The 13,981-nt window shown below is 69.8% G+C and carries 18 protein-coding genes; 8 read left to right on the top strand and 10 right to left on the bottom strand.

Translation table 11 applies throughout. From position 1 onward, the window contains the following. Positions 1-14: 14 nt before the first annotated feature. Complete coding sequence (locus RBB84_RS13990; RefSeq protein ID WP_033096110.1) at positions 15-404, top strand: phage holin family protein; 390 nt, start codon at positions 15-17, stop codon at positions 402-404. 42 nt (positions 405-446) lie between these two features. Here RBB84_RS13990 and RBB84_RS13985 read toward each other — a convergent pair whose 3' ends face one another. The 7 genes from RBB84_RS13985 to RBB84_RS13955 all read right to left on the bottom strand — a co-directional run bounded on the left by RBB84_RS13985 (position 447) and on the right by RBB84_RS13955 (position 5,283). Further along, complete coding sequence (locus RBB84_RS13985; RefSeq protein ID WP_006552316.1) at positions 447-1,316, bottom strand: 1,4-dihydroxy-2-naphthoate polyprenyltransferase; 870 nt, start codon at positions 1,314-1,316, stop codon at positions 447-449. Between the two features lie 48 nt (positions 1,317-1,364). Continuing rightward, positions 1,365-2,510: an o-succinylbenzoate--CoA ligase gene (menE, locus tag RBB84_RS13980; RefSeq protein ID WP_006552315.1), complete on the bottom strand. Its 1,146-nt coding sequence runs from the start codon at positions 2,508-2,510 to the stop codon at positions 1,365-1,367. Continuing rightward, a complete protein-coding gene (locus RBB84_RS13975) occupies positions 2,507-2,806 on the bottom strand; it encodes a DUF3349 domain-containing protein (protein WP_006552314.1) in 300 nt (99 codons plus the stop codon). Before RBB84_RS13975 ends, menE begins: the two co-directional genes overlap by 4 nt. 12 nt (positions 2,807-2,818) lie before the next feature. Then, positions 2,819-3,079 carry a hypothetical protein gene (locus RBB84_RS13970; RefSeq protein ID WP_019291216.1) on the bottom strand — a complete coding sequence of 87 codons (261 nt, stop codon included), beginning with the start codon at positions 3,077-3,079 and terminating at the stop codon, positions 2,819-2,821. After that, positions 3,076-4,257, bottom strand: a complete 1,182-nt coding sequence (locus RBB84_RS13965; RefSeq protein ID WP_019291217.1) for an inorganic phosphate transporter — start codon at positions 4,255-4,257, stop codon at positions 3,076-3,078. Before RBB84_RS13965 ends, RBB84_RS13970 begins: the two co-directional genes overlap by 4 nt. Before the next feature lie 193 nt (positions 4,258-4,450). Beyond that, a complete protein-coding gene (locus tag RBB84_RS13960; protein WP_033096108.1) occupies positions 4,451-4,834 on the bottom strand; it encodes a VOC family protein in 384 nt (127 codons plus the stop codon). Positions 4,835-4,836: 2 nt separating this feature from the next. After that, positions 4,837-5,283, bottom strand: coding sequence for a hypothetical protein (locus tag RBB84_RS13955; RefSeq protein ID WP_033096352.1), 447 nt, complete (start codon positions 5,281-5,283; stop codon positions 4,837-4,839). A 185-nt stretch (positions 5,284-5,468) separates the two neighbouring features. Between RBB84_RS13955 and RBB84_RS13950 the strand changes: the two genes are divergently transcribed. Next, positions 5,469-5,765 (top strand): DUF4193 domain-containing protein, encoded by a 297-nt coding sequence (locus RBB84_RS13950; RefSeq protein ID WP_016694322.1) that lies wholly within the window; start codon positions 5,469-5,471, stop codon positions 5,763-5,765. A gap of 87 nt (positions 5,766-5,852) precedes the next feature. Here RBB84_RS13950 and RBB84_RS13945 read toward each other — a convergent pair whose 3' ends face one another. Next, positions 5,853-6,746, bottom strand: coding sequence for a 1,4-dihydroxy-2-naphthoyl-CoA synthase (locus RBB84_RS13945; protein WP_016694321.1), 894 nt, complete (start codon positions 6,744-6,746; stop codon positions 5,853-5,855). A gap of 64 nt (positions 6,747-6,810) precedes the next feature. Here RBB84_RS13945 and RBB84_RS13940 point away from each other — a divergent pair, with 64 nt between their 5' ends. The 3 genes from RBB84_RS13940 to RBB84_RS13930 all read left to right on the top strand — a co-directional run bounded on the left by RBB84_RS13940 (position 6,811) and on the right by RBB84_RS13930 (position 8,974). Then, on the top strand, positions 6,811-7,443 hold the full coding sequence (locus RBB84_RS13940; protein WP_016694320.1) for a PaaI family thioesterase: 633 nt from the start codon (positions 6,811-6,813) through the stop codon (positions 7,441-7,443). Next, positions 7,440-8,435, top strand: coding sequence for an o-succinylbenzoate synthase (locus RBB84_RS13935; protein ID WP_019291219.1), 996 nt, complete (start codon positions 7,440-7,442; stop codon positions 8,433-8,435). The genes RBB84_RS13940 and RBB84_RS13935 overlap by 4 nt, the downstream gene beginning before the upstream one ends. Before the next feature lie 98 nt (positions 8,436-8,533). Continuing rightward, a complete protein-coding gene (locus RBB84_RS13930) occupies positions 8,534-8,974 on the top strand; it encodes a hypothetical protein (RefSeq protein WP_033096107.1) in 441 nt (146 codons plus the stop codon). Positions 8,975-9,065: 91 nt separating this feature from the next. Here RBB84_RS13930 and RBB84_RS13925 read toward each other — a convergent pair whose 3' ends face one another. Both RBB84_RS13925 and RBB84_RS13920 read right to left on the bottom strand, forming a co-directional pair. Continuing rightward, the gene (locus RBB84_RS13925) at positions 9,066-9,926 is read right to left on the bottom strand and encodes a siderophore-interacting protein (RefSeq protein ID WP_033096351.1); all 861 of its coding nucleotides are present in this window, start codon (positions 9,924-9,926) and stop codon (positions 9,066-9,068) included. A gap of 83 nt (positions 9,927-10,009) precedes the next feature. Beyond that, on the bottom strand, positions 10,010-10,615 hold the full coding sequence (locus tag RBB84_RS13920; RefSeq protein ID WP_019291222.1) for a flavin reductase family protein: 606 nt from the start codon (positions 10,613-10,615) through the stop codon (positions 10,010-10,012). Positions 10,616-10,667: 52 nt separating this feature from the next. Here RBB84_RS13920 and menD point away from each other — a divergent pair, with 52 nt between their 5' ends. The 3 genes from menD to RBB84_RS13905 all read left to right on the top strand — a co-directional run bounded on the left by menD (position 10,668) and on the right by RBB84_RS13905 (position 13,961). Continuing rightward, positions 10,668-12,287, top strand: coding sequence for a 2-succinyl-5-enolpyruvyl-6-hydroxy-3-cyclohexene-1-carboxylic-acid synthase (gene menD / locus RBB84_RS13915; RefSeq protein WP_019291223.1), 1,620 nt, complete (start codon positions 10,668-10,670; stop codon positions 12,285-12,287). Beyond that, entirely contained in the window at positions 12,284-12,736 is a 453-nt protein-coding gene (locus RBB84_RS13910; protein ID WP_019291224.1) for a DUF3592 domain-containing protein, read from the top strand. Before menD ends, RBB84_RS13910 begins: the two co-directional genes overlap by 4 nt. 82 nt (positions 12,737-12,818) lie before the next feature. After that, complete coding sequence (locus tag RBB84_RS13905) at positions 12,819-13,961, top strand: glycosyltransferase family 1 protein (RefSeq protein ID WP_006552301.1); 1,143 nt, start codon at positions 12,819-12,821, stop codon at positions 13,959-13,961. Positions 13,962-13,981 lie beyond the last annotated feature (20 nt).

Genomic DNA, 13,981 nt, shown 5'->3' with positions numbered 1-13,981 from the left:
GCCACAGTGGCACCATGATTTCTCTGATACTGCGGTTGATCATCAACGCGGTCGGTCTGTGGCTCGCGGTCGAGCTGGTCGACGGGATCGACTTCACCGATCCCGCAGGCACCTCCGACACGACCCGCAAGGTCATCTCGCTCGTCGTGCTGGCCGCCATTTTCACCGTCGTCAACGCACTCGTGAAGCCGCTGGTGAAGCTACTGTCGCTGCCGCTGGTGATCCTCACCCTCGGGCTCTTCCTGCTCGTCGTCAACGCGCTGATGCTCATGCTCACCGCGTGGCTGAGCGGGTTCACCGAGTACGGCCTCACGATCGACGGTTTCTGGGCGGCGCTGTGGGGCGGCGTGATCATCGCGATCGTCAACTTCGTCCTCGGCCTGGTCGTCCCGGACCGCGACTGATCCCGTCCGCCCGCGACCCGGTCCGCCGCGCCCGCGTCATGGTCAGCCGAAGGCCAGCGCGGGCGCGGTGGCTACCGCCCACACGAGCATCGCGACACCCGAATCGCTGAGCGCCGGGATCAGCGCGAGACCGAGGGCACCGGCCCGCACCGGTTTGTGCGCGCGGACCGCGAACGGTGCGGCGAGGAAGCCGGCGAGCGCCCACGGCGTCGCCGCGACCAGCACGAGCGACATCACGAACGGCACGACGACCAGCACCAGGTGGAGCGTGCGGGTCCTCGGGTCGCCCAGCTTGACCGCCAGGGTCCGCTTGCCGGTCTCCGCGTCGGTGGCGATGTCGCGGAGATTGTTCGTCACCAGGACGGCCGTCGAGATCGAGCCGACGGCGACCGCGCAGGCCAGACCCACCCAGTCGACGCGACCGGCCTGAACGAACTGGGTGCCGAGCACCGCGACCAGCCCGAAGAACACGAAGACGCCGATCTCACCGAAGCCGCTGTAGCCGTACGGGTTCTTTCCGCCGGTGTAGTACCAGGCCCCGGCGATGCAGACCGCGCCGACGAGCACGAGCCACCAGGCGGTCGTGACGGCGAGAGCGAGTCCCGCGACGGCCGCGATGCCGAAGCACACGAACGCCGCGCGCTTGACAGCGCCGGGGCTCGCCGCCCCCGAACCCACGAGCCGCATCGGGCCGACCCGCTCGTCGTCGGTGCCGCGGATGCCGTCGGAGTAGTCGTTGGCGAAGTTCACGCCGATGATCAGTCCGAGCGCGACGACCAGTGCCAGCAGCGCCTTCCACCACACGGCCTCACCGAGCCACGCCGCAGCGCCCGTGCCCGCCAGGACGGGTGCGATCGCGTTGGGGAGGGTGCGCGGACGAGCGCCTTCGAGCCATTGACCAGCCGTTGCCATGGATCGATCTTCGCACCCGGGCCTGCCTGCCGCGTCGTGCGCACCCCGTCAGGAGAAGCGCGAGACGAGGGCGCGGCGATCGACCTTGCCCGGTCCACGCAGCGGCAGCGTGTCGACGACCTGCAGCTCACGCGGCGCAGCAGTGGGATCGAGCGTGGCCTCGACGTGGTCGCGGAGTTCGGCGAGCGTCGGCGTCGCGCCGGGGACGGGCACGACGACCGCCGCGACGCGCTGACCGAGCCGGGCGTCGGGCAGACCCACCACCGCGACCTCCCGGACGGCCGGGTGCTCGACGAGCACGGCCTCGACCACCTGGGGGACCACGGTGAGCCCACCGGTCGAGATGGCCTCGTCGAGCCGTCCCAGGATGCGCAGGACCCCGTCGTCGAGCATGCCCGCGTCGTCGGTGCGGAACCAGCCGGGTTCGGCGAAGGCAGGATGGTCGGGCAGGTTCCGGTAGCCCGAGGCGAGCGTGGCGCCGCCGAGCCACACCCGCGAGTCCCCGTCGACGCGCACGTACACGCCGTCGAGCGGCACGCCGTCGTAGACGCAGCCGCCGCAGGTCTCGCTCATGCCGTAAGTGCGCACGACGGTGATGCCGGCCGCGCGGGCGCGGTCGAGGATTGGCACGGGAGTCGCGGCCCCACCGAGCAGGATCGCGTCGAGGCGGGCAAGCGCCGCGGTGGCGTCGGGATGGTCGAGGGCCTTGATCAGCTGCGTGGGAACCATCGAGCTGTACCGGCGGGGGCCCGGCACGGCGTCCACCGCCGCCGGCAGATCCGCAGGATCGAAACCGGCGGACACGTCGACGACGACGGGTTCGGTTCCGGAGAGCAGACTGCGCAGCAGCACCTGCATGCCCGCGATGTGATGGGCGGGCAGGGCCAGGAGCCACGAGCCCGTCCCGCCCAGCCGGGCGTGGGTGGCGTCGCCGCTCGCGCGCAGCGCCTGCGCGGACAACATGGCACCCTTCGGGGTCCCGGTCGTGCCGGAGGTCGCGACCACCAGTCCCACACCGTCCGCGACGGGTTCACCGGGGCTCAGTGCTGCGGTGAGTCGGAGCGTCTCCCGCTCGTCCCCGGCGGGGACGGGGAGCAGCGCCGGTCCGTCACCGTCGAGCATGCGCTGCAGGGTGGGCAGCACGGAGCGGACGGCGGACCCGGCAGGGACGGGCAGGAGCTCGAGTGTGGTCACAGATCGTATTGTGTCGTGTCCCATCCGCCTGCCTCGAGCTGGCGGCGGACCCGGTCCACATCGTCGGGCGACGGCATGTTGTTGGTGATCTTGCTGATCAGGACCGCGATGTCGATGCGGTTGATCGACAGGTCACCGTCCTCGACCAAGGTGTCGGCGACCTGGGCGACCTCCTCGTCGGACAGGCGCCGCGCGAGCAGTGCGAACAGGGGTACGTAGTCCTGTTCCGGTACCCCTTCGGGGTAACCGGCGCGGAGCCACTCGACGATGGAAGCGAGAAACGGCGGGAGAGCCACCCGTCACTCCGATCAGAAGATGTCGATGCCGAACGTTCCGGCGAGGAAATCGGACGCCAGCAAGAGGATTCCCGCCAGGATCGCGCAGGCGACCACGGCGAAGCACAGCACCGCGGCGGTCCGCGCCACGGGGTTCGGTATGCCGTCGCTGCCCCGACCGGCGTCGAGCGTGCGGACCCCCAGGGCGAACAGGGAGGGCAGGCCGGCGCCGAGCAGCAGGCCCACGAGAACGACCTGCCAGAGGGAATCGAGGGTGTGCGTCAACAGGTTCACAAGCGTCCTTCCCCGCTGACCGTTTCGGAGGCACCCGGCGCCGAGGCGAGCTTGTCGTCCCAGTCGGCGGTGACGTTGGAGGCGTCGACGGGCTGCCGGCGCGAGCGCAGCCACATGAACAGGGCCAGGGCGCACAGGATTGCGAACACGACGAGCACGCCGGACATGCCGCCGATGAGGTGGGCGAGCGCCCAGCAGATCGCTCCGACGACCGCGGCGCACGGCAGGGTGATGACCCACGCGACGACCATCCGTCGCGCCACCGACCAGCGCACCTCGGCGCCCTTGGTGCCCAGACCCGTTCCGAGGATCGACCCCGTGGCGACGTGCGTGGTCGACAGCGGCAGACCGAAATGGCTCGAGGTGAGGATGATGGCGGCCGACGACGACTCGGCGGCCAGGCCCTGCGGCGGGGCGATCTCGACGAGGCCCTTGCCCAGCGTGCGGATGATGCGCCAGCCACCGAGATAGGTGCCGAGTGCGATCGCGACGGCACAGGCGACCTTCACCCAGAACGGCATCTCGGTGTCGGCGGTGATGGTGCCGTGGGCGACGAGGGCCAGGAAGATCACGCCCATCGTCTTCTGCGCGTCGTTGGTGCCGTGCGCGAGGGACATCAGGGACGCCGTGCCGATCTGTCCCAGCCGGAAGCCGCGGTCGCGGTGCTCGGCGGAGACGGGGCGGGTCAGGCGGTGCATCGACCAGATGCCCACCGTGGACACCAGCCCCGCGATGACGGGCGCGAGCACGGCGGGGATCAGGACCTTGCCCAGCACTCCGTCCCACACCACGCCCTGGACACCGATCGACGCCAGTGCAGCGCCGACGAGACCGCCGAACAGGGCGTGCGACGAGCTGGACGGCAGGCCGAACAGCCAGGTCGAGATGTTCCAGAGGATCGCTCCGACCAGACCGGCGAAGACGATGAGCAACAGATCGGTACCGCCGACGGTGTCGAGGTCGACGACACCCTTCGCGACGGTCGCGGCGACTTCCACGGACAGGAAGGCTCCGACGAGGTTGAGGGTCGCGGACAAAGTGACCGCGGTTTTGGGTTTGAGGGCGCCGGTGGCGATGGATGTCGCCATGGCATTGCCGGTGTCGTGGAAGCCGTTGGTGAAATCGAATGCGAGGGCAGTGACGACCACCACCAGGAGCACGACGAACTCTGCGGTCACGTCTGTCGATTGTGGGGTAGCGGGCACGTGAATGTACAGCGACGAGGGTGTGAATTCTGCGTCTCGCCGTCACGCCCGACCGGTTCTTTCGGACTCCGACCATGAGCGGAGTGCAGAGCAGACCACGCGGCTTGTGTGCAAGATCACCGGTGCCGCGCGACTGCCTGCGGTCGTGCCCGGGTACCTCCGTTCGTCAGCGGAGGTCGCGCCGCAACGGATGGTCCTCGGGAATCTGCACCAGGACGATCGGAACCCCGTCGGGATCCGCGATCCACAGCTCGTGCAGTCCCCACGGCTCCTGCTTCGCACCCCGGACGATGCGCACACCCTTCAGTGCCAGCTCGGCCTCGGCGTCGTAGACGTCGCGCACCTGGAGCCACAGGGCGCCGTGGAACACCTCGTCGCTGTCGTCGGACCGGCCGTGGGCGGCGATCTCGATGAGCGACTGCCCCGCGAAGAAGACGGTTCCGCCGGGATACTCGCGGGCGATCGCCAGTCCCAGCGTCGAGCCGTAGAACTCGAGAGCGGCCTCCTGATCGCGCGGCCGGAGGATGGTGCGGCTGCTGAGGATCTCCACCGTCACTGCTCCTCGGCCGGGCGGGCCTCGTGATGGCGGCGGCCGTGTGTGCGCCGCGATTCCTTCATCTCAGCTTCGAACAGATGGCGCCGGCCCTGCACGAGTTCGTCACGCACCTCCTTCTCGAAGGTGCGGAAGTCCGACCAGTAGCCGTCGTCGAACTCCTCGACGAGCTGGAAGGTCCAGCGGCCCTCGGCGATGTTGCGTCCGATGATCTCGGTGCCGAGACGCTCGGCGATCTCGTCGTGCCCGGCCTCGCGGAACAACTCCTCGGCGTCGCCGGTGAGCAGATCGGCGCGGCCCATCAGCTGGTGGAAGGCATAGAGATGGCCCCGCGCCTGCTCGACGGTCTCGAGGGCCTCGGACAGTTTGCCGGTCGCTTTCACGGTGGCGTCGGAGACGCCTTCCGGGCGGGTGTGGGCGGTTCGCGGACTCTGGCGATCGGTCATGTCCCACAGTGTGCCCGAGAGCACACAGTTCGAACGTAACTGGACATATGTGTTTGACGAAGCTTCGGGTGGGACATTACTGACGGCAACGGTGCCCATGACAGCGCCGGCCTGCCACAGCGGGTCCGACGCAGCCGTAACCCGCGACTGCGCGGCACCGCCGACAACGAGTGAGGAGAACTGCCATGGCGACCGACTACGACGCTCCCCGCACCACCGACATCCTGGGCGGCGGTGGCACTGCCCTGGACGAGCTGGACATCAAGCCCACCGCGGCCGCCGACACCGACGAGGGCGAGATCCTCGAGACCCTCGACCTGCCCGGCGCCGACCTCTCGGCACTGTCGGCGGAGGAGCTCTCGGTCCAGGTCCTGCCGAAGCAGTCGGACGAGTTCACCTGCATGGGCTGCTTCCTCGTCCAGCACCACAGCCGTCGCGCGACGGGCGACGGCGAGCAGGCCTTCTGCCGCGACTGCGTCTGACCTTCCGTCCGACGACCCCTCCTTACGCGGCGAACCGGGCCTTGCACCTGCTGTAGCAGGGGCGAAGCCCGGTTCGTCGCGTCAGGATCAGTAGTAGTGGGGGTACGGCGACCAGTCGGGATCGCGCTTCTCCAGGAAGGCGTCGCGACCCTCGATCGCTTCGTCGGTCATGTAGGCCAGGCGCGTGGCCTCGCCCGCGAACAACTGCTGGCCGACGAGTCCGTCGTCCTGCAGATTGAAGGCGTACTTGAGCATGCGCTGCGCCTGCGGCGACTTGCCGTTGATCTTCTGCGCCCACTCCAGCGCGACGTTCTCGAGCTCGTCGTGGTCGACGACCTTGTTGACCGCACCCATGTGGTGCATCTCCTCGGCCGTGTAGGTGTCGCCGAGGAAGAAGATCTCCCGCGCGAACTTCTGGCCGACCATCTTGGCGAGGTAGGCGCTGCCGTAGCCACCGTCGAAGCTGCCCACGTCGGCGTCGGTCTGCTTGAAGCGGGCGTGCTCGCGGGAGGCGAGCGTCAGGTCGCACGTGACGTGCAGGCTGTGCCCGCCACCGGCGGCCCAGCCGTTGACCAGAGCGATGACGACCTTCGGCATGAACCGGATCAGCCGCTGGACCTCGAGGATGTGCAGTCGGCCGGCGCGGGCCTTGTCGACGGTGTCGGCCGTCTCGCCGCTCGCGTACTGGTAGCCGCTGCGGCCCCGGATCCGCTGGTCGCCGCCGGAGCAGAACGCCCATCCGCCGTCCTTCGGGCTCGGGCCGTTGCCCGTGAGCAGCACGACGCCGACGTCGGAGGTGGTCCGCGCGTGGTCGAGCACGCGGTAGAGCTCGTCGACGGTGTGCGGACGGAAGGCGTTGCGCACCTCGGGACGGTCGAACGCGACGCGGACCGTGCCCTGCGTGACGTGTCGGTGATAGGTGATGTCGGTGAGGTTCTCGAACCCGGGTACCGGGCGCCACAATTCTGGATCGAAGGTCACCTCGTCACCATAAAGGGCCGGGCATCGCGACGACGTGCGCCGCCGCCCGATAACGTGCACAACCATGAGCGAGCAGACCGATCCCCGCGACGACTACGAACACCACGGTGGATTCCCGGTCTACGAACCGGTGAAGGCGGGGCCGAACTACGGACGCTTCGTCGAGACCTTCCGGCGTCTGCAGGATCTGATGGTCTCCACGAACCCACCGGACGAGGTCGTCGACCGCGCGATCGAGCAGACCGAGGCCCTGGTCGATCTGCTCGCCGAGCACGCCGTGCCCGAGGGCCGCTCGCCCGCCGGCTTCAACGTGGACCTGCCCGGACGCGGCAGTGCGCTGCTGCTGCCGTGGACGATCGAGAAGTACGGACCGGACGGTGTCCGTGAACGCGGCGTCTTCCGCCGCTACCACCTCGGAGGCAACGGGGCCGCGCACGGCGGCACGTTGCCGCTGCTGTTCGACGACCTGTTCGGCATGGTCATCCACGCCAACGGCCGGCCGATCGCCCGCACTGCCTATCTCCACGTCAACTACCGCAGGATCACCCCGATCGAGACCGAACTCGTCGTCGACGGCTGGGTCGACCGCGTGGACGGTCGCAAGGCCTTCTGCAAGGCCGAACTGCGCGATGTCGACGGCAACCTCCTCGCCGACTGCGAGGCGCTGATGGTCCAGTTGCTGCCGGGCCAGCCGTGACCTCCCTACCCCTCCCGTCCGCGGACGAGCTGCTCGACGGGGCGGTCGTCGTCTCGATGCCCATGCGCGTCCGGTTCCGCGGCATCACCGAACGCGAGGTGCTGCTGCTGCGCGGACCCGCCGGGTGGGGCGAGTTCGGGCCGTTCCCCGAATACGGTGACGACGAGGCGGCGCACTGGTTGCAGTCGGCGATCGAATCCGCCTGGCAGGGCCATCCGGCTCCGCGCCGCTCCCGGATCGCTGTCAACGCGACCGTGCCCGCCATCGGCCCGGAGCGCGTCCCCGAGGTGCTCGCCCGGTTCCCCGGCGCGCGCACCGCGAAGGTGAAGGTCGCCGAGCCGGGCCAGGATCTCGCGCAGGATGTCGCTCGTGTCCGGGCCGTGCGCGAGCACGTGCCCAACGTCCGGATCGACGCGAACGGCGGCTGGAGCGTGGACGAGGCCGTCCGTGCGCTCACGGCACTCACCGCCGACGGTCCGCTCGAATACGCCGAGCAGCCGTGCGCGACCGTCCCCGAACTCGTCGAGGTGCGCCGGCGACTGCCCGGGGTGCGCATCGCGGCGGACGAGAGCATCCGCCGCGCCGAGGATCCCCTGCGGGTCGTGCGGGCCGGGGGAGCGGATGTCGCCATCGTGAAGGTCGCGCCGCTCGGCGGGGTCCGACGCCTCGTCGCGCTCGCCGACGAACTCGCCGGACACGGCGTCGAGGTGGTCGTCTCGAGCGCTCTCGACTCGGCGGTGGGAATCGCCACCGGTCTCGCGGCGGCCGCTGCCCTGCCCGACCTCCCGTACGCCTGCGGGCTGGGCACGGGTGGCTTCTTCGAAGCCGACGTCGCGCCGGCTCTGCACATGTCCGACGGAGCGCTCGACGTCGTCGCGGTCGAGCCCGAACCCGAGCGGCTCGATGCGCTGCGGGCCGATCCCGATCGAGTCGAGTGGTGGTGCGAACGGGTGCGTCGGTGCCGTACGGTGCTCGCCGGACGCGGACTGTGACGACCTCGCCGGACGCGGACTGTGACGGCACGGAATCGTCGTATATCGTTCCCCGCGTCCCAACGGTCACAAGTGTCACATCTACGGAGGCAGTGAAAGTGGTTGCAGCTCTGGGCGATGCCCTCCTCGGCGCCGACAAGTTCCCGGCGGTCAAGGCAGACGTCGAAGCCCTGATCGATGCTGAGGTGTCGGACAAGAAGGGTGCGTCCGGTCTCGCCCTCAAGGGTGGCTACGCAGCAGTGAAGAAGGTCGGCCCGGGCATCGTGCCGGGTGCCGTCGAAGGTCTGCTGCCCGAATTCGTCGAGAAGCTCCAGCCGTTCTGGGTGGAGTACGCAGGCAACGGTTCGTTCTCGGACTTCCTGGTCGCCCGCGGCGAGGTCGTCGCCGACGCTCTTCTCGGGGTGACCGACGAGCGCATCGCCGGCACGTCGAAGTCCGGCGTCAAGAAGGTCTACGACTCGCTGCGCCCCTCGGCCAAGAAGCACGTCGTCGAGGCCCTGCCGCGCCTGGGTGATCTCATCCAGAAGCACGCCGGCTGAGCCGACACCAGCGACATCCGGACGTCGCGGTCCCGAACCGGTTCGCCGGTCGGTACCGCGACGTTCGTCGTTCCGGGGAAGATTCGGACCGTCAGTAGACGGGCTCGCCGTACTTCCAATATCCGATGAAGGTCACCGCCGACCGGTCCCAGCCGCACTCGCGCACGAGATGACGGCGCACACCGGTCGCGAGCGACGACTCGCCCGCGACGAACGCGTGGGTGGAATCCGACGACGGGGTCGCCTCCCGAACCGCATCGACGACGAGACTGCCCGGTACCGCCTCGGCATCGGTCCTGATCACCGGATGAACCCGCACGTTCTCTCCCGTCGGCAGGTCCTGGGCGGTGAGGTCGTCGGGGTGCGGAACCTCGACGAAGACCTCGACGGACGCGAGCGGATCGAGGGCGAGGATCGAGTCGAGGATGCCGGCCACGGCGGGCACGGCGCTCTCGTCACCGACGAGCAGCCACGACCGCGCCTCGTCGAGAGGGAGGTTGCTGATGCCCTCGTCGAGGATGCCGATCTCGTCGCCGGGCTGTGCCCGCTCCGCCCATGCCGAGGCCGGGCCCAGATCGCCGTGCGACGCGAAATCGATCTCGATCTCGGAAGTCGGGCCGAACAGCCCGGTTCCCGCAGGTCGCACGCGGCGGAACGTGTAGTTCCGCAGCACGGGCCGCCGCTCCTCGGGGAGCTCTTGATATTCGGGCCACCAACGGTCGTCCGTCGCCCCGGGGAGGGTCAGTTCCTGCTGCTCCGGGGTGGGGAAGAACATGCGGAACCAATGGTCGAAGCCCATCGGTGCGATCGAGTCGACGTCGTCGCCGCTCACGGTGATGCGCACGAAGGTCGGGCTGATGCGTTCGGCGGCGAGTACCTGCGCGCGCACCATCCGCCGCGACCCGGGCTTGAGATAGGGGTTGCGCCGTGCGGTTCCGGTGCTCTTCGCCATGCGGCCCTCCGAGGTTGCTCGGATGCCATCACTGACGACGTGCAGCATCCCGACGATCGTTCAGCGGAGCCTAACCTGTGTTCTCACCCGGGAGTGCCGGGCCGCTCCAGTCTCCGCACCGCGGGCGTCAGGCCCCATTCCGTCCGCCCCAACCGGCTCACCGCGCCGAGCGCCGCGAAATCCGGGGCACCGTCCTCCGCCAGCACCTCGGGGTCGACCGTCACCGCGAGGACGTCGCCCATCACGACGAACGAGTCGCCGATCTCGATCACTCGATGCAGCCGGCACTCGATCGAGGCGGGTGCCTCCGCGACCCGCGGGGGCCGCACCCGCTCGCTCGGCTCGGCGTGCAGACCCACCTCCGTGAACTCGTCGATGTCGTGCGGGAACGCCGCCGACGAGGCGTTGACCTTCTCCATCAACGGCACGGTCGCGATGTTGATCACGAACTCGCCCGTCTGCTCGATGTTCCGCAGGCTGTCCTTGCGGCCCACGGACGTGAACTGCACGACCGGCGGGGCCGTACTCGCCACCGTGAAGAAGCTGTACGGAGCGAGATTGAACACACCGTCCTCGGCCTCGGTCGACACCCATGCGATCGGTCTCGGCACGATTGTCGCGGTGAGAAGGCGGTAGAAGCGGCCGGGACTCGACTCGGCGGGATCGAAGACTGTGCGCACGGCCTCCATTCTGACCACACCTGGACCCGGCCACACTTCCGGCGCAATTACCCTGGACTCCGTGAATCCGTCCACTGCCCAGGCCACTGCTGTCGTCGACGAACTCGCCCGGGGCGGTGTTCGGGACGTCGTGCTGTGCCCGGGCTCGCGCAACGCGCCGCTCGCCTTCGCGCTCCAGGCCGCCGACAACGCAGGACGTCTGCGCCTGCACATGCGTATCGACGAGCGCACCGCCGGATTCCTCGCGATCGGCCTGGCCCTCGCCTCGGGTCGTCCCGTCCCGGTCGTCATGACCTCCGGGACCGCCGTGGCCAACCTCGCACCGGCCGTGCTCGAGGCGAACTACGCCCGCGTCCCATTGGTCGTGCTCAGCGCCAATCGCCCCTACGAACTGCTCGGATCCGGCGCGAACCAGACCGTCGAACAGCTCGGAATGTTCGGCACCCAGGTACGCGCGACCATCAGCCTCGGACTCGCCGAAGGCACCGAACAGAACAGCCAGTGGCGTTCGGCGGTCTCCCGAGTGCTCGCCGCCTCCCGCGGAACCCGCTCCGGCAACGCCGGCCCGGTCCACTTCGATATCCCGCTGCGCGAACCGCTCGTGCCCGAGCTCGACGCGAAGGGACCGGTGCCCGAGGGGCGTCCCGACGGCAAGGCCTGGACCACCACGGTGAACGCCACCCTCGACGTCCCGCTCGAGATCGATCTGACCCCCGACACGATCGTCGTCTCCGGTCACGGTTCCGCTCACCGCCCCGAGCTGTCCGGGCTGCCGACCGTCGCCGAACCCACCGCACCGCTGCACGGCATCCCGGTGCATCCGATGGCGCTGCCGCACCTGAAGCCGCGCCAGGCGATCATCACCGGCCGGCCCACGCTGCATCGGCCGGTGTCGAACCTGCTCGCCGACCCCGCCGTCACCGTCTACGCGCTGACCACCGGGCCGCGCTGGCCCGACGTCTCGGGCAACGTCATCGCCACCGGCACCCGCGCCGTGGTGTCGGGAGCACCCGACGAGGCGTGGCTCGAACGATGCCGCCAGCTCTCGGCGCACACCGACAAGGCCGTGCGCGCCCAGCTCGACGGGCATCCGAAGGCCACCGGACTGCACGTCGCCGCGGTGGTGACGGATTCACTGAAGCCCGGCGACCAGCTGCTGCTCGGGGCGTCGAACCCGGTGCGCGACGCGGCGCTCGTGAGCTACCCGAAGCCGGACGTGAAGGTGCTGTCCAACCGCGGTGTCGCCGGGATCGACGGCACGGTCTCCACCGCCGTCGGTGCCGCACTCGCCTACGAGCAGGGACGGACCGTCGCGCTGCTCGGCGACCTGACCTTCCTGCACGACGCGTCGGGCCTGCTCATCGGACCGTCGGAGCCGCGTCCGCAGAACCTCACCATCGTCGTCGCGAACGACGACGGCGGCGGAATCTTCGAATTGCTCGAACAGGGCGACCCGCAGTACGCAGGTGTCTTCGAGCGTGTATTCGGCACGCCGCACGGCATGGACCTCGCGGCACTGTGCGCGGCCTACCGCGTCCCGCACGAGCGGGTGGATCTGCAGGGCCTCGCGCTGGCGCTCGCGGACGACACGGTGCCGCCCGCAGGCATCCGTGTGGTCGAGGTCACCACGGATCGGGCCGGCTTGCGCGAACTGCACGCGGCGGTGCGGGCGCAGCTGTGAGCGGACCCGAGCGCGCGCGGCGCGCGGTTCTCATCGTCGCGGCGGCGATCTCCGCCCTCGCGGTGATCCTGTTCCTCGGCGCTCTCCGCAACGACCTCACCATCCGCTCCGACACGGGTACGGCCGTCGCCGAGGTGCTCTCGGCCGGATCCCTCCGGTCCGCGGTGAGTTTCGTCACTCCTGACGGTGTGACGCACAATCCGGAGCTCGGCGTTCTGTACCCGACGGGGCTGACCACCGGGCAGCGGATCGCCGTCGAGTACGCCCGGAGTGATCCCGATCTCGTTCGTGTGACCGGTCGCGACGCCCGTGTCGCCCTGATCCCGACCGGATCGGTGATCGTCGTCACATGGTTGATCGCCACGCCGGTGCTGATCTGGCTGCGGCGGAGGGCGACCGCCGCACCCGCTGTCGCTCCCGACGTGAAGGATCGACAGCTGCAGGTGTGACGAACGAAACGTTCGTCGCGACTTCGTCCATCGGTCACCGAGCTCGCACCTGCTCGACTCGCAGGCTCGCCACGCTGTCGGCGTGCGAGTAGCCATCGTCGCGGAATCCTTCCTCCCGAACGTCAACGGCGTCACCAACTCGGTGCTCCGCGTCCTCGAGCACCTCGACCGCACCGGACACGACGCGTTGGTCGTCGCACCCGACACGGTCGCAGGCAGGCCACCCGCTCCGTCCGACCATCACGGGACACCCGTCCACCGCGTACCGGCGGTGCGCGTACCGAGGATCAGCTCCCTCCCGGTGGGCGTGCCCGGCCCGGAACTCCTTCCGGTGCTGCGCACTTTCGCGCCGGATGTGGTGCACCTCGCGTCCCCGTTCGTGCTCGGTGCCGGCGGTCTCGCCGCCGCGGGACGCCTCGACATTCCGACGGTCGCGATCTATCAGACGGACGTGGCCGGATTCGCCTCCAGCTACGGGCTCGGCCTCGCCGCGCGTGCGTCCTGGCGGTGGACTCGGCGCCTGCACCGCGGCTGCGATCTCACCCTCGCTCCCTCGACCTCCGCCGTGGACGACCTCGTGGCCCACGGCATCCCGCGCGTGCGGCGCTGGTCGCGGGGCGTCGACACCGACCGCTTCGCGCCGTCCCGGCGGGACGAGGACCTGCGCTCCTGCTGGTCGCCGGACGGCCGTCCGATCGTCGGTTTCGTGGGACGCCTCGCGCCCGAGAAGCACGTCGAGCGGCTCGCGATCCTCGCCCACGACCCGCGGCTGCAGCTCGTCGTCGTCGGCGACGGTCCCGAACGGTCGCGGCTCGAACGTCAGCTGCCGTCGGCCGTGTTCACCGGGCAGCTGGGGGGCGAGGAACTGGCCCGCGCCCACGCGAGCCTCGACGTCTTCGTCCATCCCGGCGAACACGAGACCTTCTGCCAGGCCGTGCAGGAAGCCCTGGCGAGCGGGGTCCCGGCGATCGTGCCGGACGCGGGCGGACCACGCGACCTCGTCGCCCACTGCCGCAACGGTTACCGCTTGCCGGTGGACCGCTTCGTCGAATTGCTGCCCCGAGCCGTCGATGCGCTGCTCGCTCCTGGGGTCCGGGACGAGTTCGGTGGTGCGGCACGCAGTGGAGTGCTCGGCCGCACCTGGCCCGTGCTGTGCGACGAGTTGTTCGCCCATTACCGGCGGGTGCAGGGCCTTCCCGCGCACGCGCTCCGCCGCGCCGCATGAGCGCCGGCGTCCACTAGGGG

The sequence above is a fragment of the Rhodococcus sp. D-6 genome (assembly GCF_040256695.1).
In the GTDB taxonomy this organism is placed as follows: domain Bacteria; phylum Actinomycetota; class Actinomycetes; order Mycobacteriales; family Mycobacteriaceae; genus Rhodococcus; species Rhodococcus pyridinivorans.
Note: the sequence above shows the minus strand (reverse complement) of the source record. Positions and strands in the feature narration are given on the sequence as shown.